General features: G+C 65.1%; 16 protein-coding genes. 4 read left to right on the forward strand and 12 right to left on the reverse strand.

Annotated features, from left to right (window positions below):
• Positions 1 to 58 precede the first annotated feature (58 nt).
• Positions 59 to 523 (forward strand): tRNA (cytidine(34)-2'-O)-methyltransferase, encoded by a 465-nt coding sequence (locus BM046_RS13030; protein WP_090540187.1) that lies wholly within the window; start codon positions 59 to 61, stop codon positions 521 to 523.
• Positions 524 to 565: 42 nt separating this feature from the next.
• On the opposite strand, the gene BM046_RS13035 is transcribed toward BM046_RS13030, so the two are convergent.
• The 4 genes from BM046_RS13035 to BM046_RS13050 all read right to left on the reverse strand — a co-directional run bounded on the left by BM046_RS13035 (position 566) and on the right by BM046_RS13050 (position 5,997).
• A complete protein-coding gene (locus tag BM046_RS13035) occupies positions 566 to 1,543 on the reverse strand; it encodes an NADPH:quinone oxidoreductase family protein (protein ID WP_090540189.1) in 978 nt (325 codons plus the stop codon).
• 124 nt (positions 1,544 to 1,667) lie between these two features.
• A complete protein-coding gene (gene gshA / locus BM046_RS13040) occupies positions 1,668 to 3,239 on the reverse strand; it encodes a glutamate--cysteine ligase (protein ID WP_090540191.1) in 1,572 nt (523 codons plus the stop codon).
• Positions 3,240 to 3,272: 33 nt separating this feature from the next.
• Positions 3,273 to 3,674, reverse strand: a complete 402-nt coding sequence (locus tag BM046_RS13045; RefSeq protein WP_090540193.1) for a PaaI family thioesterase — start codon at positions 3,672 to 3,674, stop codon at positions 3,273 to 3,275.
• A gap of 4 nt (positions 3,675 to 3,678) precedes the next feature.
• Positions 3,679 to 5,997, reverse strand: a complete 2,319-nt coding sequence (locus tag BM046_RS13050; protein WP_090540195.1) for a Tex family protein — start codon at positions 5,995 to 5,997, stop codon at positions 3,679 to 3,681.
• A gap of 198 nt (positions 5,998 to 6,195) precedes the next feature.
• On the opposite strand from BM046_RS13050, the gene ompR reads away from it, so the two are divergent.
• Both ompR and BM046_RS13060 read left to right on the forward strand, forming a co-directional pair.
• Positions 6,196 to 6,921 carry an osmolarity response regulator transcription factor OmpR gene (ompR, locus tag BM046_RS13055; protein WP_090540273.1) on the forward strand — a complete coding sequence of 242 codons (726 nt, stop codon included), beginning with the start codon at positions 6,196 to 6,198 and terminating at the stop codon, positions 6,919 to 6,921.
• Positions 6,918 to 8,228 carry an ATP-binding protein gene (locus BM046_RS13060; protein ID WP_235818647.1) on the forward strand — a complete coding sequence of 437 codons (1,311 nt, stop codon included), beginning with the start codon at positions 6,918 to 6,920 and terminating at the stop codon, positions 8,226 to 8,228. The genes ompR and BM046_RS13060 overlap by 4 nt, the downstream gene beginning before the upstream one ends.
• Here the strand turns inward: BM046_RS13060 and BM046_RS13065 are convergent.
• From BM046_RS13065 to pilG, 8 genes are all read right to left on the reverse strand, one after another.
• Complete coding sequence (locus BM046_RS13065) at positions 8,222 to 8,683, reverse strand: chemotaxis protein CheW (protein ID WP_090540197.1); 462 nt, start codon at positions 8,681 to 8,683, stop codon at positions 8,222 to 8,224. The two genes, BM046_RS13060 and BM046_RS13065, sit on opposite strands and share 7 nt — an antisense overlap.
• Positions 8,684 to 8,712: 29 nt before the next feature.
• Positions 8,713 to 9,672, reverse strand: coding sequence for a chemotaxis protein CheB (locus BM046_RS13070; RefSeq protein ID WP_090540198.1), 960 nt, complete (start codon positions 9,670 to 9,672; stop codon positions 8,713 to 8,715).
• Positions 9,665 to 15,934, reverse strand: coding sequence for a hybrid sensor histidine kinase/response regulator (locus tag BM046_RS13075; RefSeq protein ID WP_177197870.1), 6,270 nt, complete (start codon positions 15,932 to 15,934; stop codon positions 9,665 to 9,667). The genes BM046_RS13070 and BM046_RS13075 overlap by 8 nt, the downstream gene beginning before the upstream one ends.
• A gap of 2 nt (positions 15,935 to 15,936) precedes the next feature.
• On the reverse strand, positions 15,937 to 16,776 hold the full coding sequence (locus BM046_RS13080) for a CheR family methyltransferase (protein ID WP_090540202.1): 840 nt from the start codon (positions 16,774 to 16,776) through the stop codon (positions 15,937 to 15,939).
• 102 nt (positions 16,777 to 16,878) lie between these two features.
• The gene (locus BM046_RS13085) at positions 16,879 to 18,918 is read right to left on the reverse strand and encodes a methyl-accepting chemotaxis protein (protein ID WP_090540204.1); all 2,040 of its coding nucleotides are present in this window, start codon (positions 18,916 to 18,918) and stop codon (positions 16,879 to 16,881) included.
• An 86-nt stretch (positions 18,919 to 19,004) separates the two neighbouring features.
• Positions 19,005 to 19,541: a chemotaxis protein CheW gene (locus BM046_RS13090; RefSeq protein WP_090540206.1), complete on the reverse strand. Its 537-nt coding sequence runs from the start codon at positions 19,539 to 19,541 to the stop codon at positions 19,005 to 19,007.
• 40 nt (positions 19,542 to 19,581) lie between these two features.
• Positions 19,582 to 19,947, reverse strand: coding sequence for a twitching motility response regulator PilH (gene pilH, locus BM046_RS13095; protein ID WP_090540208.1), 366 nt, complete (start codon positions 19,945 to 19,947; stop codon positions 19,582 to 19,584).
• A gap of 31 nt (positions 19,948 to 19,978) precedes the next feature.
• Entirely contained in the window at positions 19,979 to 20,392 is a 414-nt protein-coding gene (gene pilG / locus BM046_RS13100) for a twitching motility response regulator PilG (protein ID WP_090540210.1), read from the reverse strand.
• Between the two features lie 217 nt (positions 20,393 to 20,609).
• On the opposite strand from pilG, the gene gshB reads away from it, so the two are divergent.
• Positions 20,610 to 21,572: a glutathione synthase gene (gshB, locus tag BM046_RS13105; RefSeq protein WP_090540212.1), complete on the forward strand. Its 963-nt coding sequence runs from the start codon at positions 20,610 to 20,612 to the stop codon at positions 21,570 to 21,572.
• Positions 21,573 to 21,599: the final 27 nt, after the last annotated feature.

Below are 21,599 nucleotides of genomic sequence, written 5' to 3' on the forward strand. Positions count from 1 at the left end.
TTGAAGCCGGCTGCCGGTCGCCCCTACACTTGCAGCCGTTTTCCTGCGGACTGCCCCCATGTTCCATATCGCCCTGCTCGAGCCGGAGATTCCCCCCAATACCGGCAACATCATCCGCCTGTGCGCCAATGCCGGCTGCCAGCTGCACCTGATCGAGCCCCTGGGGTTCGAGCTGGACGACAAGCGCCTGCGCCGCGCCGGGCTGGACTACCACGAATATGCCGCCGTGCAGACCCACGCGGATCTGGCCGGCTGCCTGGCCAGCGTGCAGCCGCACCGGGTGTTTGCCCTGAGCACCAAGGGTGCCCGCTGTTACAGCGAGGTGCGTTATGTGCCGGGGGATCTGTTCCTGTTCGGGCCGGAGAGCCGGGGCCTGCCAGCGGACATACGCGACAGCCTGCCGCCGGAGCAGGTACTGCGCATCCCCATGCGACCGGGCAATCGCAGTCTCAATCTGTCCAACAGTGCGGCGGTGCTGGTCTATGAGGCCTGGCGCCAGCAGGGGTTCGCCGGCGGCAACTGAGAAGGGGAATGGCCCGCCGGCGGCGGGCCATTGCGCAGGGCTTCAGCGGGTCTTGATGACGATCTTGCCCACCGCCTGACGGGTACTGAGGGTGTTCAGTGCAGCTTCGTACTGATCCAGTTCGAAGGTCTGGGACACCAGCGGCTTGAGCTTGCCCTCGCTGTGCCACTGGAACAGCTGACGGAAGTTGTCCAGGTTGGCCTGGGGCTCACGGGTGGCGAAGGCGCCCCAGAACACCCCGACCACGGAGGCCCCCTTGAGCAGCGCCAGGTTTACCGGCAGCTCGGGAATGCGGCCGCTGGCAAAGCCCACCACCAGCAAGCGACCCTTCCAGTTGATGCAGCGCATGCACTGATCGAACAGGTCGCCTCCGACCGGATCATAGATCACATCGGCGCCCTTGCCGCCGGTCAGCTGCTTGACCTTCTCCTTGAAGTCGCCCTCGCTGTAGTTGATCAGCTCGTCGGCACCGGCCTTGCGCGCCACCTCGAGCTTCTCGTCGCTGGAAGCGGCAGCGATCACCCGGGCGCCCATCGCCTTGCCGATCTCCACGGCGGCCAGACCCACGCCACCGGAGGCGCCCAGCACCAGCAGGGTCTCGCCCGGCTGCAGCTGGCCACGCTGCACCAGGGCATGCATGGAGGTACCGTAGGTCATGCTGAAGCCGGCCGCGGTGACATAGTCCATGTCATCGGGCATCGGCAGTACGCGGCTGGCGTCGGCCTTCACCTTCTCGGCGAAGCTGCCATAGCCGGTCAGGCCCATGACCCGGTCACCGGGCTTGAGGTGCTTGACCCTGGCGCCGACGCTGGCGACCACGCCGGCCGCCTCGCCGCCGGGGGAGAAGGGGAACTCGGGCTTGACCTGGTATTTGCCTTCAATGATCAGCGTATCCGGGAAGTTGACGCCGGCGGCATGGACATCGATGACGACTTCGTTGTCGCCCGCTACCGGGTCGGTGGTCTCCTCCAGCGACAGGCTGCTGGCGGGACCATAGGCTTTGCACAGTACGGCTTTCATGATGGCTCCTGATGGGTATTTTTTATTAGTCTAGCCGCGCCTACCGGCGCCGGGTCAATCACCATACCGGGGATTGATCGGTCTGCATAAGACAGGCGTCGGGCCTCCCTGCCCGCCCGCCGGGTCACTGCGCCAGGTAGCGCGCGACGTAGGTATCGAAATCCAGGGTGTCGCCCTGCTCCAGGGCAAGCTGATCCGCCAGCGACTGGCGCGCCAGCTCGCTGAAGTGCTGCTGTTCGGCGTCACTCAGCGGGCGGCTGCGGAAATGGTCCCGGTGATTTTCCGACTGGTCCATGGCGAAGCGGAAGAAGCTGTCACCCTGCTCATGGATGGCCGCCAGCACACGGGCCGACGGCGTCAGCGCAGGGTCCTGCAGCTTGGCCCGCTGCCGGGCCAGGCTGTCGCTGTAGGCATGGGTCCCGTGGGCCTGATCCAGCAGCGCAGCGCAGGCGGCCATGTTGTCCAGCAGGTGCTCGCCCCATGTCAGCAGCTCGCAGGGCTGGCCCTTGCGGGTCAGCTGCAGACCCGGCTCGCGGCCGCGCATCACCGTCAGATCGAAGTTCTCGCTGCTGGTGCGGCATTCCTCGTCGGACATCGCCGGGCTTTCGGCCAGCGCACAGAACAGCAGGAAGCTGTCGAGGAAGTAGGCGGTAGCCGGCTCTATGCCCAGTGGCAGGAAGGGATCTATATCCAGGCAGCGCACCTCCACGTACTCCACGCCCCGCTCGGCCAGGGCCTGCACCGGCTTCTCGCCGCTGCGCGTGACGCGCTTGGGACGGATGGAGCTGTAGAACTCGTTCTCGATCTGCAGCAGGTTGGTATTGAGCTGCTGCCACCGACCATCGGCATCGTGGGTGCCCAGCTCGGCGTAGCGCGGATAGGGCAGGCTGATGGCCTTGCGCATGCTGGCGATGTAACTTTCCAGGCTGTTGTAGCAGACACTCAGCCCCGACTGGGCGTCGTTGTTGTAACCCAGGTCGCTCATGCGCAGGCTGGTGGCATGGGGCAGATACAGCCCCTTGTCGCCCAGCGGCTGCAGCTGGTGCTCGCGGCCCTGGAGGAAACTGGCGCACAGCGCCGGTGAGGCCCCGAACAGGTACATCAGCAGCCAGGCATAGCGGCGGAAGTTGCGGATCAGCGCCACATAGCGCTCGGACTGGTAATCCTGGGCGCTGCGGGCATCGCCGTCCTGCCGCTGCAGTGCCTGCCACAGGCCGGGCGCCAGCGAGAAGTTGTAGTGGATACCGGCAATGCACTGCATGGGCTTGCCATAGCGCACCGCCAGGCCCCGGCGGTAGACATGCTTGAGCATGCCGACGTTGGAGGTGCCGTACCAGGCGATCGGAATGTCGTCATCCCGGGCCGGGAGTATGCAGGGCATGGACTCGGTCCACAGCAGCTCGTCGCCCAGCTCGCTGTAGACGAAGCGATGGATGCGGTCCAGTTCGCCGAACAGCTCGTCAATATCCCCGGTCACCGGAGTGATCAGCTCGACCAGCGCCTCGGAGTAATCGGTAGTGATACTGGGGTGCGTCAACGCCGAGCCCCAGGCCGGCGGGTGGGGCTGCTGCGACAGGGTTCCCTGTGCATCGATCCGCAGGCTTTCCTTCTCGATGCCATGCATGGCCTGACGCAGGTCGTCCTGCAGGGCCGCCTGCGACAGCAGCTCGATGCGTTGCTTCAACAGTGGTGACAAGAGCGTCACTCCTCAACAAGAAATGGGCCAGGCTCAGATTCGGGCAAAGGTACCCAGGGCCTTGGCGGCCAGTACGCCGTCCTGATGGACCTCGGCATCCACCACCATGGTCTTGGTGCCCACATGCACTACCCGGGCCCGGCACGCGAGCACGCCACCGGTAATGGCCAGAGTGTAGTTGACCTTGCACTCTATGGTAGCGGTCATCTCATCCGGGGCCAGATGGGCGTAAACCGCCGCCCCCATGGCCGAATCGAGCAGCGAGAAGGTCACCCCGCCGTGCACCCGACCGCCGGCGTTGAAGTGCTGCGGCCCTATTTCCAGGCGCATGCTGCAGCCCTCCCTGTCCAGGTTCACCAGCTCCAGGCCAAGTGCCTCGGTGAAGGGGCTCATGCGGTTGAGACGGATGTCACGGGTCTTGGGGTGCTCACTCATGGAACTACTTCCTCAGATGCCGGGCGTTGGCGAACAGGTTGGCAAAGGTAGCACCTGACTGCGCCGCGGGGCCAGACTGATTCTTCTCCGCCCGCGGGCGGCTGCGTCGCTCGCCGCCGGCCTCTCGACCGCCGCCACCGGTACTGCCGGGCTGATCGCCCATGCGCATGGTCAGGCTGATGCGCTGGCGCGGTACGTCCACCTCCAGCACCTTGACCTTGACGATATCCCCGGCCTTGACCACATCCCGCGGGTCCTTGACGAAGGCCTCGCTGAGCATGGAAATATGCACCAGACCATCCTGGTGCACGCCGATATCGACGAAGGCACCGAAGTTGGCCACGTTGCTGACCACTCCCTCGAGCACCATGCCGGGCTTGAGGTCGCTGATCTTCTCCACCCCTTCCTGGAAGGCCGCCGCCTTGAACTCGGGACGCGGGTCGCGGCCGGGCTTGTCCAGCTCGGAGAGAATGTCGGTGATGGTCGGGATACCGAAGCGCTCGTCGGTGAAGCGGGCCGGGTCGAGCCGGCGCAGGAAGGCCGAATCGCCGATCAGGCTGCGCACGTCGCGACCGGTCTGCTCGGCGATGCGCTCCACCAGCGGGTAGGCCTCCGGGTGCACCGCCGAGGCGTCCAGGGGGTTGCTGCCGTTCATCACCCGCAGAAAGCCCGCGGCCTGCTCGAAGGTCTTCTCGCCCAGCCGGCTGACCTTGAGCAGCTCGCGGCGGCTGCTGAAGGCGCCATGCTGATCGCGGTAGTCCACTATGTTCTGGGCAATGGTCGGGTTGAGCCCGGACACCCGGGTCAACAGGGCTGCCGAGGCGGTATTGAGGTCCACGCCCACGGCGTTCACGCAGTCCTCCACCACCGCATCGAGGCTGCGCGCCAGCTTCACCTGGGACACGTCGTGCTGGTACTGGCCGACACCTATGGCCTTGGGCTCGATCTTCACCAGTTCAGCCAGCGGATCCTGCAGACGGCGGCCGATGGACACCGCGCCGCGGTAGGTCACATCCAGATCGGGGAATTCCCGGGCCGCCAGTTCCGATGCGGAATACACCGAGGCACCTGCCTCGGAGACCATGACCTTGTGCATCTTGAGTTCCGGACACAGCTTGAGCAGATCGCTCGCCAGCTTGTCGGTCTCCCGGGAGGCGGTGCCGTTGCCGATGGCCAGCAGGCTCACCTGATGCTTGCGGCACAGGGCTGCCAGGACCGCCAGGGACTGATCCCACTGATTGCGCGGCGCATGGGGGAAGATGGTCGCGGTATCCAGCAGCTTGCCGGTGCCATCCACCACGGCGATCTTGACCCCGGTGCGCAGCCCCGGGTCCATCGCCAGGGTCACCCGCGGGCCGGCGGGAGCGGCCAGCAGCAGATCCTTGAGGTTGCTGGCGAACACGCGAATGGCCTCATCCTCGGCACGCTCGCGCAGCTCGCCGAGCAGCTCGGTTTCCATGTGGCCGAGCAGTTTCACCCGCCAGGTCCAGCGCACCACCTCCTGCAACCAGCTGTCCGCGGCACGACCCTGATTGCTGATACCGGCGGCCTCGGCGATCAACCCTTCGCAGGGATGCGTGGCGCCAGCCGGCGCCTCGGGATCGCCCAGCTCCAGCGCTATGCTGAGGATGCCTTCGTTGCGCCCGCGCAGTATGGCCAGGGCGCGATGGGAGGGCACATTGCGCAGCGGCTCGTCGTATTCGAAATAGTCGCGGTACTTGGCGCCCTCCTGCTCCTTGCCCTCGACCAGCCGGGATACCACCCGGCCGTCCTGACGCAGGGTCTGGCGCAGGCGTTCCAGCAGCCGGGCATCCTCGCTGAAGCGCTCCATGAGGATGTACTTGGCACCGTCCAGCGCCGCCTTCACATCGGCCACGCCCTTGTCGGCATCGACGAAGCCGGCGGCCAGCTGCTGCGGATCCTGCGTGGGATCGGCGTACAGCTGATCGGCCAGGGGTCCCAGGCCCGCCTCCAGGGCGATCTGGCCCCGGGTCCGGCGCTTGGGCTTGTAGGGCAGGTACAGATCTTCGAGCGTGGTCTTGGTTTCGGCCTGACGGATGTCCCGCTCCAGCTCCGGGGTCAGCTTGCCCTGCTCCTGGATGCTGGCCAGGATGGTGCTGCGGCGGTCTTCCAGTTCGCGCAGGTAGCGCAGCCGCTCCTCCAGCTGGCGCAGCTGGGTGTCATCCAGACTGCCGGTGACCTCCTTGCGGTAGCGGGAGATGAAGGGCACGCTGGCGCCCTCGTCGAGCAGGGCTACGGTGGCCACCACCTGTTCGGGGCGCACGGCCAGTTCGGAAGCAATACGCGCGGCAATACTGTCCATAGGGGCTTTCCACATCAATTGTCTCAAGCGCGGCAGTATAACCGAGTCGCCGGTCCAAGCGTTGCTGCCTTGTGCGCTCTGGCCGCAGGTAATCCGGCAGTCGGGGCGGTTGGGAAGTAAACTCTTGTAACAATGGCCGGCTCCCCCCGCATCCGGCATCAGCGACAATGCAACGCTTACCAAGAGGTGATGCTGCTTATGAGCAATACGGAAGGCGAAAAGATACTCATCGTCGACGACGATGCCCGGCTGCGCCGTCTGCTGGAGCGTTTTCTCAGCGAACAGGGTTACCGCGTGCGCGCCGTCGAGGACACCGCACAGATGGACCGGCTGCTGGATCGCGAGCTCTACTCGCTGATAGTGCTCGACCTGATGCTGCCCGGCGAGGATGGGCTCAAGGCCTGCGAGCGCCTGCGCGAGCAGGGCAACAGCACCCCGATCATCATGCTCACCGCCAAGGGCGACGAAACCAGCCGTATCCAGGGGCTGGAGCTGGGCGCCGACGACTACCTGCCCAAGCCGTTCAACCCCCGTGAGCTGGTGGCCCGCATCAAGGCCGTACTGCGCCGCCAGGCGCCGCAGATTCCCGGGGCACCGACCATCGAGGACAACGAGGTGACCTTCGGCGACTTTGTGCTCAGCCTGTCCACCCGGGAGCTGAAACGGGGCGACCAGGTCCACATGCTGACCTCCGGCGAATTCTCGGTACTCAAGGCGCTGGTGCACCACCCCCGTGTGCCCCTGACCCGGGACAAGCTGATGCAGTTGGCCCGGGGCCGGGAATGGGACGCCCTGGAGCGCTCCATCGATGTGCAGATCTCCCGCCTGCGCCGGCTGCTGGAACCGGATCCGTCCAAGCCGCGCTATATCCAGACGGTGTGGGGTGTGGGTTACGTCTTCGTGCCGGATGGCCAGCAGCAGTGAAGGGCGGTCCGGGCTGGCACCCGCTGCTGCCCCGCAGCTTCTTTGCCCGCACCCTGTTGCTGGTGCTGCTGACCCTGCTGTTCTCCAAGATCCTCACCCTGCTGTACCTGATCAGCAACGAGGATCTGCTGGTGGACCGCCAGTACAGCCATGGCACCGCCATGCTGGTGCATGCCTACTGGGCCAGCGGGCCGGAGGCCCGTGCGGACCTGGAAAAGCTGACCGGCATGCAGCTGGTCCACCACAGTCAGGTGCCTCCCGGCGAGGTGCACTGGCCCTATTCCGGGGTGTTCACCAGCCAGCTGCGCAACGAGCTCGGTGACCGTACCCAGATCCGTGTGCAGACCCATGACCAGGCGGCCATCTGGGTACACCAGCCGAGCTACGGCGAACACTGGCTGAAGGTACCGCTCTACGCCCACCCGCTACGCGGACAGCGCCTGGGCCTGGTGCTGACCTGGTCGGCGCTGATCATCATGCTGTCCTTTGCCGCCGCCTGGATCTTCGTGCGCCAGCTCAACCGGCCGCTCAAGGTGCTGGAGCGCGCGGCTCAGCGCATCGGTCAGGGCCACAGTGTGCGTCTGCTGGACACCAGCGGGCCGGCGGAGATTGCCGAGGTCTACCGGGCGTTCAACCAGATGGCCCAGGACGTGGAACAGGCCAACAGCGACCGGGCCCTGCTGCTGGCCGGGGTGTCCCATGACCTGCGCACACCGCTGACGCGCATGCGTCTGTCCACCGAACTAATGTCCGGCGTCGAGCCGGAGCTGACCGAAGGCATGATCCGCGACATCGAGGACATGGACGCCATCCTCGATCAGTTCATGGCCTACATCCGCGACGGCAATGCCGAACCCTGCGAACCCTGCGATCTGAACGAGCTGATCCGCGAGGTGGTGACGCCGATCAACAGCACCGAGCCGCGGGTGGCCCTCTATCTGCAGCCGGTACCCGAACTGGCGCTGCGGCGGCTGTCAGTCAAGCGCATGCTGAGCAATCTGGTGGAGAATGCCCTGAATCACGGAGGTACCGGGGTGGAGATCACCAGTCATCTGGAACACAGCGCCCTGCAGCCCTGCGTGGTGGTCAGCGTGCTGGATCGGGGGCCGGGTGTCGACCAGAGCGAAGGCAAGGATCTGTTCACGCCATTCATTCGCGGCGACAGCGCCCGTTCGACCAAGGGCACTGGGCTGGGCCTGGCCATCGTCAAGCGTATCGCCGACAGCCATGGCATCAGTGTGCAGTTGCTCAACCGCAGCGGCGGGGGAATGGAAGCACGGCTGTGCTTCCCGGCGCCGACTCACTGAGCGGCGAGCACCTCGGTCACCACCTGCTCGATGGCCTCCAGATCCGGTATCAGCAGCGGCTGCTCCTCATCCAGCAGCTGCACCTGCTGACTGACGAAATCGCCGGCCTGACCGGTGGCCGCCAGCTCCCTGCGCAACACCCGGCGGGAACGGGGAATGCCACCGATGCGCAGGGCGATGAAATTCAGTCCCGGGCGACCTCCCACCGCGTTGAGAATGAGGATCCGCGTGCCCGGCCCCTCGGTCGGCGGCTGCCCCATCAGCAGTCCGGGGTCGACCAGCGGCACCTTCTGGTCGCGCCAGCTGGCCCAGCCGATGAACCATTCCGGTCCACGCGGGGCGGTCTGGCCCACCCGGTAACCCACCAGCTCGGCAACGGCCACGTTGGGCAGCAGCAGCGGCTGACCCGCCAGGGGGATGATCAGACCGGTAAGACTGTCCAGTGCATCTGACATAGCAAAATCCTCTTGCACCGCGCGCCCCTTCAGGCAGGCGTCGTGCGTTCCTGTTCAAGCCAATGGCGCATCGCCAGGGCCAGTTCCTCGGGTGAACCCTGCAGCAGGCTGTGGCCGGCGTCCTGTACGGCCTGGGGCATGATCGCACAGGCCGCACTGTCGGCGCTCTGGGTCCAGACCGGCATACCCTGCCGGCGCATGCGCCCACAGGCCTGCACTCCATCCTCTCCCATGCCACTGAATATGATCGCCCCGCACAGGGGCGCGAAGGCCGTGATCACCTCGTCGAGCACCGCTTCTATGGCCGGCTGATAGGCGCCGGGCCAGGGGCTGTCCTGCAGATGGATGAGACCGTCGCTGCTGAAACTCAGACGCCGCGTGATGGGCGTCACCAATACTTCCCCCGGCTGCAGACGGCTGCCCTGTTCGCAGTTGCGTACCCGCCAGCTGTTCTCCCGACCAATGATGCGCGGCAGCTGCTCCTCGAAACCGGCATCGATATGCTGGGCATACACGAAGGCCACCGGCAGCTCCGACGGCAGGGCATCGAGGAAGCTCTTGACCGCCGCCGGCCCACCCAGTGACGCACCCAGCAACCAGACACTGCAGCTGCCCACCGCCACAGCTGATGTGGGCACCTGCAGTTTCGGTGCCGAAGGCGGTGCCCCCAGCAATCCGCACAGCTTGCCGTACAGCCGCCGCTGCCAGCGGGGATAATCCTCATCGCGGGGCGGCGGGATCTCGTCATTGCCCAGCAGCACCGGCACCTCGCTGCTGTCCAGCAGCCAGTCCAGCAGCGGCGAGTCCTCGGCCATGTCCAGCAGCCACAGATCGGTGGGCACCTCGGCCAGCTGCCCGGCCTCCAGCGCTTCCGGCTCGCCGGCAAATACCACCCGGTAGCCGAAGTGCTGCACCACCTCGCTCAGGCGATCGCGTTTGCGGTTGCAACCAACCAGCAGCGCGACACCGGGCGTTCTGTCGTCACTCACCACGCCCCACCAGTTTGCCGATCAATTCAAGCAGCTGCGCTTCCTGGTACGGCTTGCCGAGGTACTCGTTGACACCGATGCTGCGTGCCCGCTCACGGTGCTTCTCACCGGTACGCGAGGTGATCATGATGATCGGCAGGTCCTTGAGGCGCTCGTCGTGGCGAACCAGGGTCGCCACCTCGAAGCCGTCCATGCGCGGCATCTCGATGTCCAGCAGCATGACATCGGGCTGGATGTCCTGCAGCCGGGCGATGGCGTCGACCCCGTCCTTGGCGGTGACCACCTCCATGCCATGGCGCTCCAGCAGCCGTCCGGTGACCTTGCGTACGGTAATGGAGTCATCCACCACCATGACCAGGGTGGCGCGGTCCTCCACCGCTGCCGGCTGAAGCACCTGACGTGCCTGCTGGGCATGGGCCTGCTGGGCCCGGATCACCGCCAGCAGATCGAGAATCACCACCACCCGACCGTCGCCGAGGATGGTCGCGCCGGAGATGCCCGACAGCACCGAGAACTGCTTGCCGAGGCTCTTCACCACGATCTCCCGGGAGCCGGCCAGGGCATCCACCTGCACCGCAATGCTGTGTTCTGCACCCCGTACCAGGATCACCGGCAGCGGCAGGCTCTGACCGCTGAGGCGCGGCTGCTGACCGGTGCCGAGCAGGTCGCCCAGATAGCGCAGATCGTAATGCTTGCCGGCGTACTCGAACGCCGGTGCCCCGGGCGCGTAGTAGGCCTCCAGCTCGTAGCCGGAGACCCGCACGATACCCTCGATGGTATTCAGCGGAATGGCATAGAGGTCGTCGCCGGAGTACACCATCAGCGCCCGGTTCACCGACACGGTGAACGGCAGTCGTATGGTGAAGGTCGTGCCCTGCCCCGCCTCGGTGCTCAGCGTCATGCTGCCACCGAGCTGCTTGATTTCGCTGTTGACCACATCCATGCCGACCCCGCGGCCGGAAATCTGTGTCACCTGCTCGGCGGTACTGAACCCGGCCTGAAGGATGAACTGCAGCACCTCGTGATCGGTGAGGTGGGCATCGACATCCATCAGGCCGCGCTCGATGGCCTTGGCTCGCACCGCCTGCAGATCCACCCCGCGGCCGTCATCGGACAGCCGCAGCACTATCTCGCCACCCTCACGCTGCAGGTCCAGGGTGATGCGCCCGGTCTCGGACTTGCCACGCTGGTTGCGCGCCGCCGGCAGCTCGATCCCGTGGTCGACCGCGTTACGCAGCATGTGCTCGAGCGGTCCCATCATGCGTTCCAGTACGCTGCGGTCCATCTCCCCTTCGGCGTTGAGCACCTCCAGGTTGACCTGCTTGCCGACCTCCGCGGAGACCTGACGGACCACTCGCCGCAGGCGCGGGAGCAGACGATCGAAGGGCACCATGCGGGTACGCATGAGGCCTTCCTGCAGCTCGGTGTTGACCCGCGCCTGCTGCAGCAGAAGGGTTTCGGCATCCCGGCTCTTGGCCGCCAGGGTTTCCTTGAGGTCGAGCATGTCCGAGGCGGACTCGAACAGCGAGCGGGACAGCTGCTGCAACTGGGAGTAGCGGTCCATCTCCAGCGGGTCGAAGTCCTCGTAACCCTGCTCGATCTCCTCCTGGTGGCGCGACAGGATCTGCGCCTGGGTTTCCATGTCCAGACGCCGCAGCTGGTCGCGAACCCGCTCGATGGTGCTTTCCATATCATTCAGCGTATGGCTGATATCGGTGACCTGCTGTTCGATGCGGCCGCGGAAGATGGAGGTTTCGCCCGCCAGGTTGACCAGCTCTTCGAGCAGCGCCGCAGGCACCTTGACCGATTCCTGCACGGCGGAGCGGTTGCCACCGGTCTCGGCCTGCCCCTGACCCATGGCGTCGCTCAGGATCTGTCGAACCTGCGCCAGGGTATGCTCGGAGGTCGGCAGCGCCGCAGGGGCCTCCGGCTCCGGCTGCGCGACCGGGACCACCGCTGCGGTCCAGTCCTCCACCACCTGGCTGTGACCACCGGCCAGTTGCTCGATATCCGCCTGCAGCCTGGAGAAACCGGTTTCCAGCTGCTGCTGCAGTTGCGGACCGGCTTCGTGCAGGGCGCGCTCCAGCTCCCGCGCCTGTTCGGCGAGGCTGTCCTGGCCGGCCAGACGGGCAGACCCCTTGAGCGCCTCGACCCGGTGCAACAGCTGCGCAGCGGCCGCCGGGTCGCCGGGCAGCTGGGCCAGCAATGCGGCGCAGGGCTGCAGCAGCTCCCGGGCCTCTTCGATGAACATGCCGAGCATGCCGGATACCACCGGGCTCGCCACAGGGATTTCCGACAGCGGTTCGTCCGCGGGCGGCAGTTCGGCCAGCGATACCTCGGGCACCATCGCCTCCGCCGGGGGCGCAGTGCGGAGTGGAGTGTCCTCCCGCCACTGCGGTACCTGCTGCGGCGCGGCGCGGAACTCGCGGATGGCGCGGGTCAGCGCCATGCCATCGCTGATCGCACGACCGGCCTGAATGCCCTCGACCATGTCGGCCAGGGCGTCATGGCAGGCCATCAGCAGCTCGGGCAGACCGTCAATCAGCTCGAAGCGGCCGCCCACCAGCCCCTCGTAGAGGAACTCGAGTTCGTGAGCCAGATCGCCGACCGGACGTATCTCGGCCATGCGCGCGCCGCCCTTGAGTGTGTGCAGGTCTCGCAACAGGGCATGCAGTGCCTCGGCGTCGCCCGGCTCGGCCAGCCAGCGCTGCAGGCCGGTGGACGCACTGTCGAGGATTTCCTGCGCCTCCTCGAGGAAGATATCCACCAGTTCGCTGTCGACATCCGCCTCGGTCGGCAGCCACTGCCCTGCTGCCACAGCGGACTCGGCCTCGGCGGCCGCCGTCTCCACCGTCGGGGCCGGCGTTTCGATCGGCACGGAGAACAGCTCGCGCAGCTCCTGCAGTTCGGCCTGTGCCGACTGCACATGCTGGTGCGCAGCGACCTGGTCCATCATTGCGATCAGGCGCTCATGGGCCCGCGCCAGGGCGCCGGTGACGGTGTTATCCAGCTGCAGGCGCTGTCCGACCAGGGCTTCGTGAACGTCTTCCAGCCCCTGACAGAGTTCTTCGATGGCCGGCAGCTCGACCTCCTGGGCCACCTCGGCCAGGGCACGCAATGCACGACCCAGTTCGACATGGTCGATCGCCTGCCCCTCGGCCAGCTCGTCGGCGGCGTCCAGCAAGAGTTCGACGCCCTCGGTCAGGAAGATCGACAGCAGGTCGGTATCGCTACCTCCCTCCAGCTGGGCGCGGCTGCTGTCGAGCCGCTGCATGGTCTGCTGATAGAGCGCATCAAGCCGCTGCAGGAATTCCTCGCTGCCGCTGATGGCCTGATTCGCGTCGTCCTGATCCAGCCAGGCCTGCAGCATGCCGACCGCCTCGCCAAGCAGTTCGGCGACGGCCTGGTCGGCGGGAATCAGATTGGTCTTGAAGTCCTTGGCCAGCTTCTCCAGGGGCGTGACCAGGGCCGCCACCGGCTGAATGCCGGCCATGTGTGCGCTGCCCTTGAGGGTGTGCAGCGCCCGCTGCAGTGCATCGCTCAACGGCTGGGGCAGCTCGCGATGGCATTTGTCCAGGAACCCGTTGATCTGGCTGATATGGGACTGGGTTTCGGTACGGAAGATCCTCAGCAGCAGCGGATCCAGCTCGGTCGCGCTCTCCGCCGCCAGCGGCGCGGTGTCGGTCGGCTCGAGTGTCTCGACAGTTTCGACTGCGTCGGTGGGTTCCTCTGCCTCCAGCGCCACCGGCTCGGCCACCTCATCAGGCAGCTCGGGCAGTGCGTCCGGCGCCGACTCCTCGACCAGCTCCGGCAGCGGCAGATCCGCGCTTTCCAGCTCGAATTCGATGGCCGGCAGCGACGGTGCATCCCGTTCCGCTTGTGTCTCCGGCTCTGCTTCCAGTTCCAGCGGCAGCTCTGCTTCGTCCTGCGGCTGCAACTCTTCGACAGGCTCGATGATCGGGGACTCGTCCACAACCTCGTCGGACAGCCCTTCGGGCTGCTCGGCCACCAGGGTTTGCGGTGCCGGCTCCAGCTCGCCGATCACATCGGCCGGCATCTCCCCACGGGACAGCATCTCCGCCTGCCCGGCAAGACGTTCGACCACCTGCAGGGCGCTGGGCCGGCCATTGGCAAAGTCGTCCAGCAGGGCCGGCATCAGGCCACGTGCTGCATTGACCACGGCAAAGATCGCCGGCGTGGTGTCCACGTTGCCGTCGATCACCCGGTTGAGCATGTTCTCCACCGCCCAGGCCAACTCGGCCAGTACACTGGCCTGGACCATGCGCCCACTGCCCTTCAGGGTGTGGAAGGCCCGGCGGACTTCGGTGCGCGCGCTGACGTCGTCGTTATCGGCCTCCCAGCGCGGGGTATACTCCTCGAGGGTTTCCAGCACTTCGCCGACTTCCTCGATGAAGATCTCCAGCAGCTCCGGGTCAAGCTCCTCATCATCCTCCGACGCCTCTTCGACCAGCGCCGGCTCGACTGCAACTGCCGCCTCGGCGGCCTCCTCGGGGCTGGCGATGCTCTCGCGGTCATCCAGCGGCACGGCGCCGGCCTGCAAGCGCGACAGCTCTGCCGGCGGGTAACCCAGGGCTGCCAGGCGCTCCTCGGCGGTGGTGAGAATGCCATCGCCGCGACTGGCGTCATCCCGGGCCACCCGCTCCAGGTAGTAGTCGATACCGGAGATGACGTCCGCCAGGGCATCCAGCGCCTCCCAGTCCGGGACGCGATGGGCGTCGATGAGTTCGCGCTTGATATAAAGTCGACAGGCAGCCACGGCGTCGGCGGCCCGCTTGAGCGGCAGCATCGCCAGACCACCACGGATGCTGGTCAGCAGCTCGTCCACGGGTTCCAGATGGCTGTAATCCCATTGACCGGCGACGAAGGCGCTGATGGCCTCGCGGGTCTGCTCCAGATTGTTGCGCGCCTCCAGTACCACCTGCTGCTGAACCTGCAGCAGGGCGCCGGTGGTCGACAGCTGGCCGCCGGCGGCAGCCTGCTCGTTCATGCGCTCCATGGCCAGGATGCCGTGCATGCTGGCCTCGACATAGAGCATGCCGCCGGCCACTTCCATCAACTGTGCATCGGTCGGCGAGTCCGGGGCGGAGGCCAGCTGCTCGACCCGCTCGATCTGCTCCTGCAGCACCCGCCGCGGCTGGCCGAGACCAAGCACTGCCAGGGTATCGGCGATGCGCTTCATGTCCGGCAAAAGTTCGCCCAGCTCGTGCTGGCTGCGGCTGGTACTCCGAACGAAGAGATCCAGACGCTCCTTGACCTGCAGCAGCTCCTCGTTGAGCGCCGCGGCCACCGACTGCATGGTGCCCTGATCCAGACCCACCAGCGGGTCGCTGCTGCCGGTGCTGGTGTCGCCGCCTTCCTGCCAGAGATCGGCCAGCTGGTAATGCTCCTTCAGGGCCTTGAGCCGCGGACTCTCGCCCCCGCTCTTGGCAATGTAGAACAGCAGGTTGCGCAGCAGCTCGGGACTGGGGTCCTGCTGCACGATGTCGCTGGTTTCCTCCAGCAGCTGGCGAAGCTCACGGTCGGCCAGGCGCAGCAGCTGGCGTACCGCCGCACCATTCTCGATGCTGCCATGCTCGAGCCCTTCGGCGACCCCGGCAAAGGCCCCCCACAGCTCGGCATAGCGGGTCCCCTGGAACAGCTGCTCCAGGCGCACGAAGACCCGACCCAGCTGGTGACTGTTGCGCTCGACATCCTGGCCGCGCAGGATCGCCGCATGGGTGATCTGCAGCGCCTGACGCAGCTTGCGCAGCTGCAGGGTTACCGTGGGGCTGGCGAAGTCCACCCGGGCGACGGGTTCGGCCTCGCTGTCGCGCAGCTGCGGATTGAATACTGCGGTCTCGGTCAGCAGCTTCTCGTCCCGGGCACTGCGCATGTCGTTGAGCAGTGGCAGCAGCAGGACAGGTACATCGCGCCGCCCACTCTGCACCCGATCCAGGTACGAGGGCATCTGCAGGATGGCCTGCATGAGCACTTCCAGTGCTTCGGCCTGGCGGCTGCAGGTACCGTGCATCAGCGCCTGGGCAAGCTTCTCCATTTCTTCGGCGAGCAGCGCAGCACCGTAGAATTCGACCATCTGCAAGGTGCCGTGGACCTGATGGATATAGGTCAGGCAAAAGCGCAGCCGCGTAGTGTCCTCGGGGTTCTCCACAAAGGCTTCCAGTGCCTGACGCGCCTGATTCAGCGTCTCGGAAATCTCGCCTTTAACCCAGTCGAGGGCGACATAATCATGCCGATCACCCATAGTCACTCCAGACATTCCATGCAGTCCCTGCGCCTGTAAGCCTGTACGCCATCATCCGCTACGGGCTCGAGCAAGGGATTATCCCAGTCCATGATTTCACCTGGCCCGATCACCAGCATGCCGCCGGGCGTCAACCGTCTTGCCAGTTGGTTGAGCAGCTCGCGACGGCGCCAGCGCCGGAAGTAGATGAGCAGGTTCTGGCAGAAGATGATATCCAGGTCCCGGATCGGGGCCTGGGCCAGTTCCAGGATGTTCAGCCGGGTGAAACACACCCGGTCACGCAGCACACTGGCTACCTGATACTGTCCATCCGGCAGTTGTTCCAGCCATTGATGTGTCTCGGCGGCGGTCATCCCACCCAGGCGCCGGGCCGGATAGACCCCCCGGCGCGCCTGATCCAGCGCCTGCTGGCTGATATCGGTTGCCCAGATGCCGAAATCCCGGCGCGGTTGCCCGGTCTCGCTGAGCACCTGTTCCACCACCATGGCCAGGGAATAGGCTTCCTCACCGCTGGCGCAGCCCAGGCTCCACAGGTGCAGCGGTCGCTGTTGCGGCTGCTGCAGGCGTTCCCGAAGCAACCGCGCGACACATTCGAAGGAGGGACGGTGGCGCATGAAGCTGGTTTCGCGCACGGTCAGGCATTCCACCAGCGCCGACCATTCCACCGCGCCGCTGACGCCCTCGGTCACATGTTCGTAGTAGGTCTGATAATCGCTGATCCCCAGATCCCGCATCCGCGCCCGCAGACTGGTCTGCAGATAGATCTGGCGTTCGGCATTCACGCAGACACCGGTACGCATTTCCAATAGGGCCTGCCACTGACGGAACTGATGTCCGTCCATGTCTGGCAACTTCTCCAATGACCAGTGTGGCGTTGTATGCACTGTGCGACCCTCGCGGTGCCCTCAATGGGGGTGGCCTTGCGGCCACCCCGGCGCTGCCCCTCAGTTACGCTCGGGCAGCGTGAAACCGTCCACCGACTGACGCATGCTCTCGGCCAGCTTGGCCAGCTCGCCGATGCTGCGCGCGGTGGCGGTCGTACCGGCAGAGGTCTGCGAGGTGATCTCGCGGATCACGTTCATCGTGTTGGAAATGTGGCCGGCGGAGGACGCCTGCTGGCGCGCCGCGTTGGAGATGTTCTGGATCAGCGCCGCCAGGCTGGTGGATACCTTTTCGATCTCCTCCAGGGCCACACCCGCATCCTGGGTCAGGCGGGCACCGCTGACCACCTCGGCGGTGGTCTGCTCCATCGAGATGACCGCTTCGTTGGTATCGGTCTGAATGGTCTTCACCAGCGCCTCGATCTGCTTGGTGGCCGCCGAGGAACGTTCCGCCAGACGCTGTACCTCGTCCGCTACCACCGCGAAGCCACGACCGGCATCACCGGCCATCGCCGCCTGGATGGCGGCGTTCAGCGCCAGAATGTTGGTCTGGTCGGCAATGTCGTTGATCAGGCTGACGATGTCACCGATCTCCTGGGAGGATTCACCCAGACGCTTGATCCGCTTGGAGGTGTCCTGGATCTGCTCACGGATCACGTCCATGCCGGCGATGGTGCTCTGTACCACCTCGTTGCCCTTGTTGGCGATGGCTACCGAACGTTCCGCTACCGCGGCGGACTCGGCGGCGTTGGCCGATACCTGGTCAATGGACACGGCCATCTCGTTCACCGCGGCGGAGGCACCGGCGATTTCCTGGGCCTGGTGCTCGGACGCCTCGGCCAGGTGCATGGCCGTGCTCTGGGTTTCCTGCGCCGCCTTGGCCACCTGCAGTGCGGTGTGGTTGATGGTCTCTACCAGGGCACGCAGCTGGTCGATGGAGTAGTTGATGGAGTCCGCGATGGCACCGGTGAAGTCCTCGGTCACCGTCGCTTCGGCTGTCAGGTCACCGTCCGCGAGGTCGGCGATCTCGTCCAGCAGTCGCAGAATCGCCGCCTGGTTACGCTCGTTGGTGGCAGCGGTTTCCGCCAGACGCTGGCGGGTATCGCGGGTCAGCTGCAGGCCGATGAGCAGAATGCTGCCCAGGGCGATCAGGCCCAGCAGATAGCCCAGCAGGGTGTTGAACCAGCGGCCGTCGGCACGTTTCTCGAAGGCCTGGGATAGGGTGGACACGTTGTCCAGCAGCTGCTGGGAATCGCTGAAGATGTTGTTGGCCGCGCTTCGTACCTGATACAGCTCGGGCGAGGTGAGCAGGATCTGCTCAACCGATTCGGATACATAGCTGAACAGGTCGGCGATCTCCTCCAGACGGCTCACCGCATCAGGGTCGGTTACCCGGGTCACGCCCAGTACCTCGTTGCCGTGCAGCATGCCATCGAGCACCCGACCGAACAGGGTAGCGTCGCGACCGAAGCTGTCGGCCGCCATGACCGCGTCCTCGTCACCCGCCAGTACCCGGTTCACCGAGCCGAGAATCCGCTCGGCCAGCAGGGATTGACGCTGGGCCATGGAAACCTGATGGGCGGAGGCACCGCTTTCGATCAGCACGTCCACCACATCCTCGTACTCGACCTGCAGCTGCGGCACGGTATCGGACAGCTGGGCGGCCACCTCGTGCAGCGCCAGTACCGTCTCTTCACTGTTCAGAATGGCGTCGGCGTTGTTACGCAGCTTCTCCCAGTCCGCACCGGCCGCAGCCAGCTCCTCGGACAGGGCGCCGGGCGTCGGCGGCAGGCCGGTTTCGTCCCGACCGTTGGTCAGATAGCCCCAGCGCTGCTCGTAATCGTTGCGCGCCTGCAGCAGCAGCGGGAATGCCTCACGGGTACCGGTTGCCGCTTCGGTCGCCGATTTGGAGATCTGCTGGGACAGTACCCGCAGCTCACCCGAGTGACCGATGTACTCGGTGTCGTATGAGCTCTGCACGTTCACGTACAGGAAGTTGATGAACAGCAGGATCAACGAGACAACCAGCGCGACGAACAGGCCACTGATGGTCCGGTTGCTGCGCAGAGTCGAGAGGATGCTGGTGGTGTCAAAATTTTTCATTTTCTGGGCCCCTACCTGGCCTACCGCATGCTTCTTGAAGTCCTGAAATGTTGCGCACCGGCAACCGCCGGCCCGCCCCCCTCCGATCAGACCGCCACGTCAAGGAACGCCTGGTCGCGTGCCAATGCCCGGAAGTTGAATATCATCGATACCTGCTCTCCGGTATAGGCGCCCACCACGAAGGGCCTGAACTGCTGCGGCAGATCAGGCACCGAGGTGGTAAAACTGCTTACTGGAAAATGCTGCATGCCGAACAGCTCATCGACCAGCAGACCGACGAAGATCTCGTCCCGGTCCAGCACCAGCACCCGCCGCTGCTTGCGCGGAGCACTGCTGGTGGCCCCGAAGAACTGGCTGAGGTCGATGATCGGCAGGAGCCTGCCACGCACATTGGCCACACCCCTGACCCAGGGCTTGACCCTGGGCAGTGCGGTGTAGCGCGGCTCATGGAGAATTTCACTGATCTCGCCGAGACTGGCGATCATGGGCTGGCCGGCGAGGCGGAAACCGATGCCACTCCAGGTTTCGGCCACCACTTCCTGTGACGGCAGGCCGGCGGCCATCCGTACACAACGCTCCGCCAGCTGCTGGAGAAGATCGAAAGGATGCAATGTCTCTGACATACCGTCCCTGTTGTCATATGCACCGAGATGTCGGTGCCGGTCAGTTACCCAGCACCGTCTTCAGTGTCTTGATCAGCGTGGTTTCCTCAACGGGCTTGGTCAGATAATCCTTGGCCCCCTGACGCTTGCCCCAGACCCGGTCGGTTTCCTGATCCTTGGTGGTCACGATGATCACCGGGATATGTGCGGTTTCCGGGTCCTTGGTGAGTTGCCGGGTAGCCTGGAAGCCGTTGAGTCCGGGCATCACGATGTCCATCAGTACGGCGTCGGGCTTTTCCTGTCGGGCCAGTGCCACGCCATCGGCGCCGTTCTCTGCCTTGAGCACCTCGAATCCGTTCTTTTCCAGCATGCCGCTGAGCTTGTACAGCTCGGTCGGCGAATCATCCACTACAAGTATGCGAGCCATTTACCCCCCTGGATCAAAATTACCGGCGGCCTCAGTTACCGGCGCCGACCACCTTCCTGTCCGACTGCGGAACATGAGCGCGGATGGCGCCCAGCAATTCTTCCTTGCTGAATGGCTTGGTCAGATACTGATCCGACCCCACGATCCGACCCTTGGCCTTGTCGAACAGACCGTCCTTGCTTGACAGCATGATGACCGGGGTGGAACGGAAGGCAGCGTTGTTCTTGATCAGTGCGCAGGTCTGATAACCATCCAGACGCGGCATCATGATGTCGACAAAGATGATGTCGGGGTGATTATCAGCGATCTTGGCCAGGGCATCAAAGCCGTCTACAGCGGTGATGACATTACAACCGACCTTCTTCAGCAGCGTTTCCGCGGTACGCCGGATGGTCTTGCTGTCATCAATAACCATGACTTTCAGGCTCTCGAAATTTTCGTCCATAAACATCAGCCCTTGTTATATGCGGCGGTCAGTTACCGGGCGGCCAGGCTCACCAGACCGACCAATTCCATTTCGCCGTACTTTTAGCATAGATTTCCCGGGCAATCCATAAAGGCTTCCTGCCGGTGAGACAGCTTGCGACTTCGGTCATCCTTTCTTCGTATCCGGCCCAGGGGGTACACTGCGGTCAATATCCGCTCGACACAGTGAAAACCCCATGAGTATTCGTATTGGCATCGTCATGGATCCGATCAGCGCGATCCACTACAAGAAGGACAGCTCCCTGGCCATGCTGCTGGCCGCCCGGCAGCGGGGCTGGGAACTGAGCTACATGGAGCCGCAGGACATCTACCTGCAGAACGGCCAGGCGATGGGCAGCATGCGCCCGCTGCAGGTCTTCGCCGACCCCCAGCGCTGGTATGAGCTGGGCGAGGCGCAACTGCTGCCGCTGAGCCAGCTGGACGTGATCCTGATGCGCAAGGATCCGCCCTTCGATAACGAATTCCTCTATGCCACTCATATCCTCGAGGCAGCCGAGCGCGACGGTGTGCTGGTAGTCAATCGCCCGGCCAGTCTGCGTGATTGCAACGAGAAACTCTTCGCCACCCGCTTCCCCCAGTGCTGCCCGCCGAATACGGTAACCCGCCGGGCAGACCTGTTGCGCGCCTTCATCGCCGAGCATGGGGATGTCATCCTCAAGCCGCTGGACGGTATGGGCGGGTCGCAGATCTTCCGTGTGAATCAGAACGATCCGAATATCAGTGTCATCATCGAGACACTGACCCAGCATGGCCACCAGCAGATCATGGCCCAGCGCTACCTGCCCGAGATCATCGATGGCGACAAGCGCATCCTGATGATCAACGGCGAGCCGGTGCCCTACTGCCTGGCGCGTATTCCCCAGGCTGGCGAGACCCGGGGCAACCTGGCGGCCGGTGGGCGCGGCGAGGCGCGGGCGCTGAGCGAGCGCGACCGCTGGATCGCCGCCGAGGTAGGGCCCGAGCTGCGCCGGCGCGGCCTGCTGTTCGTCGGCCTGGACGTGATCGGCGACTACCTCACCGAGATCAACGTGACCAGCCCAACCTGCATCCGCGAGATCGATGCAGCCTTCGATACGGATATCGGCGGAAAACTGATGGATTGCATCGAACAGCAGCTCAAAGCGCGACACAGTGCGTAGATTTTTTTCCGTGACAGGGGCAGACTG

It is taken from the genome of Halopseudomonas formosensis, assembly GCF_900115905.1.
GTDB classification, from domain to species: domain Bacteria; phylum Pseudomonadota; class Gammaproteobacteria; order Pseudomonadales; family Pseudomonadaceae; genus Halopseudomonas; species Halopseudomonas formosensis.

Coding starts and splice junctions, on each gene's coding strand:
- BM046_RS13030 (WP_090540187.1), top strand. CDS start 59: ATGTTCCATATCGCCCTGCTCGAGCCGGAGATTCCCCCCAATACCGGC.
- BM046_RS13045 (WP_090540193.1), bottom strand. CDS start 3,674: ATGAGTGAGCACCCCAAGACCCGTGACATCCGTCTCAACCGCATGAGC.
- pilG (WP_090540210.1), bottom strand. CDS start 20,392: ATGGACGAAAATTTCGAGAGCCTGAAAGTCATGGTTATTGATGACAGC.
- gshB (WP_090540212.1), top strand. CDS start 20,610: ATGAGTATTCGTATTGGCATCGTCATGGATCCGATCAGCGCGATCCAC.
- BM046_RS13090 (WP_090540206.1), bottom strand. CDS start 19,541: ATGTCAGAGACATTGCATCCTTTCGATCTTCTCCAGCAGCTGGCGGAG.
- BM046_RS13085 (WP_090540204.1), bottom strand. CDS start 18,918: ATGAAAAATTTTGACACCACCAGCATCCTCTCGACTCTGCGCAGCAAC.
- BM046_RS13065 (WP_090540197.1), bottom strand. CDS start 8,683: ATGTCAGATGCACTGGACAGTCTTACCGGTCTGATCATCCCCCTGGCG.
- pilH (WP_090540208.1), bottom strand. CDS start 19,947: ATGGCTCGCATACTTGTAGTGGATGATTCGCCGACCGAGCTGTACAAG.
- BM046_RS13035 (WP_090540189.1), bottom strand. CDS start 1,543: ATGAAAGCCGTACTGTGCAAAGCCTATGGTCCCGCCAGCAGCCTGTCG.
- BM046_RS13080 (WP_090540202.1), bottom strand. CDS start 16,776: ATGGACGGACATCAGTTCCGTCAGTGGCAGGCCCTATTGGAAATGCGT.
- BM046_RS13075 (WP_177197870.1), bottom strand. CDS start 15,934: ATGGGTGATCGGCATGATTATGTCGCCCTCGACTGGGTTAAAGGCGAG.
- BM046_RS13050 (WP_090540195.1), bottom strand. CDS start 5,997: ATGGACAGTATTGCCGCGCGTATTGCTTCCGAACTGGCCGTGCGCCCC.
- ompR (WP_090540273.1), top strand. CDS start 6,196: ATGAGCAATACGGAAGGCGAAAAGATACTCATCGTCGACGACGATGCC.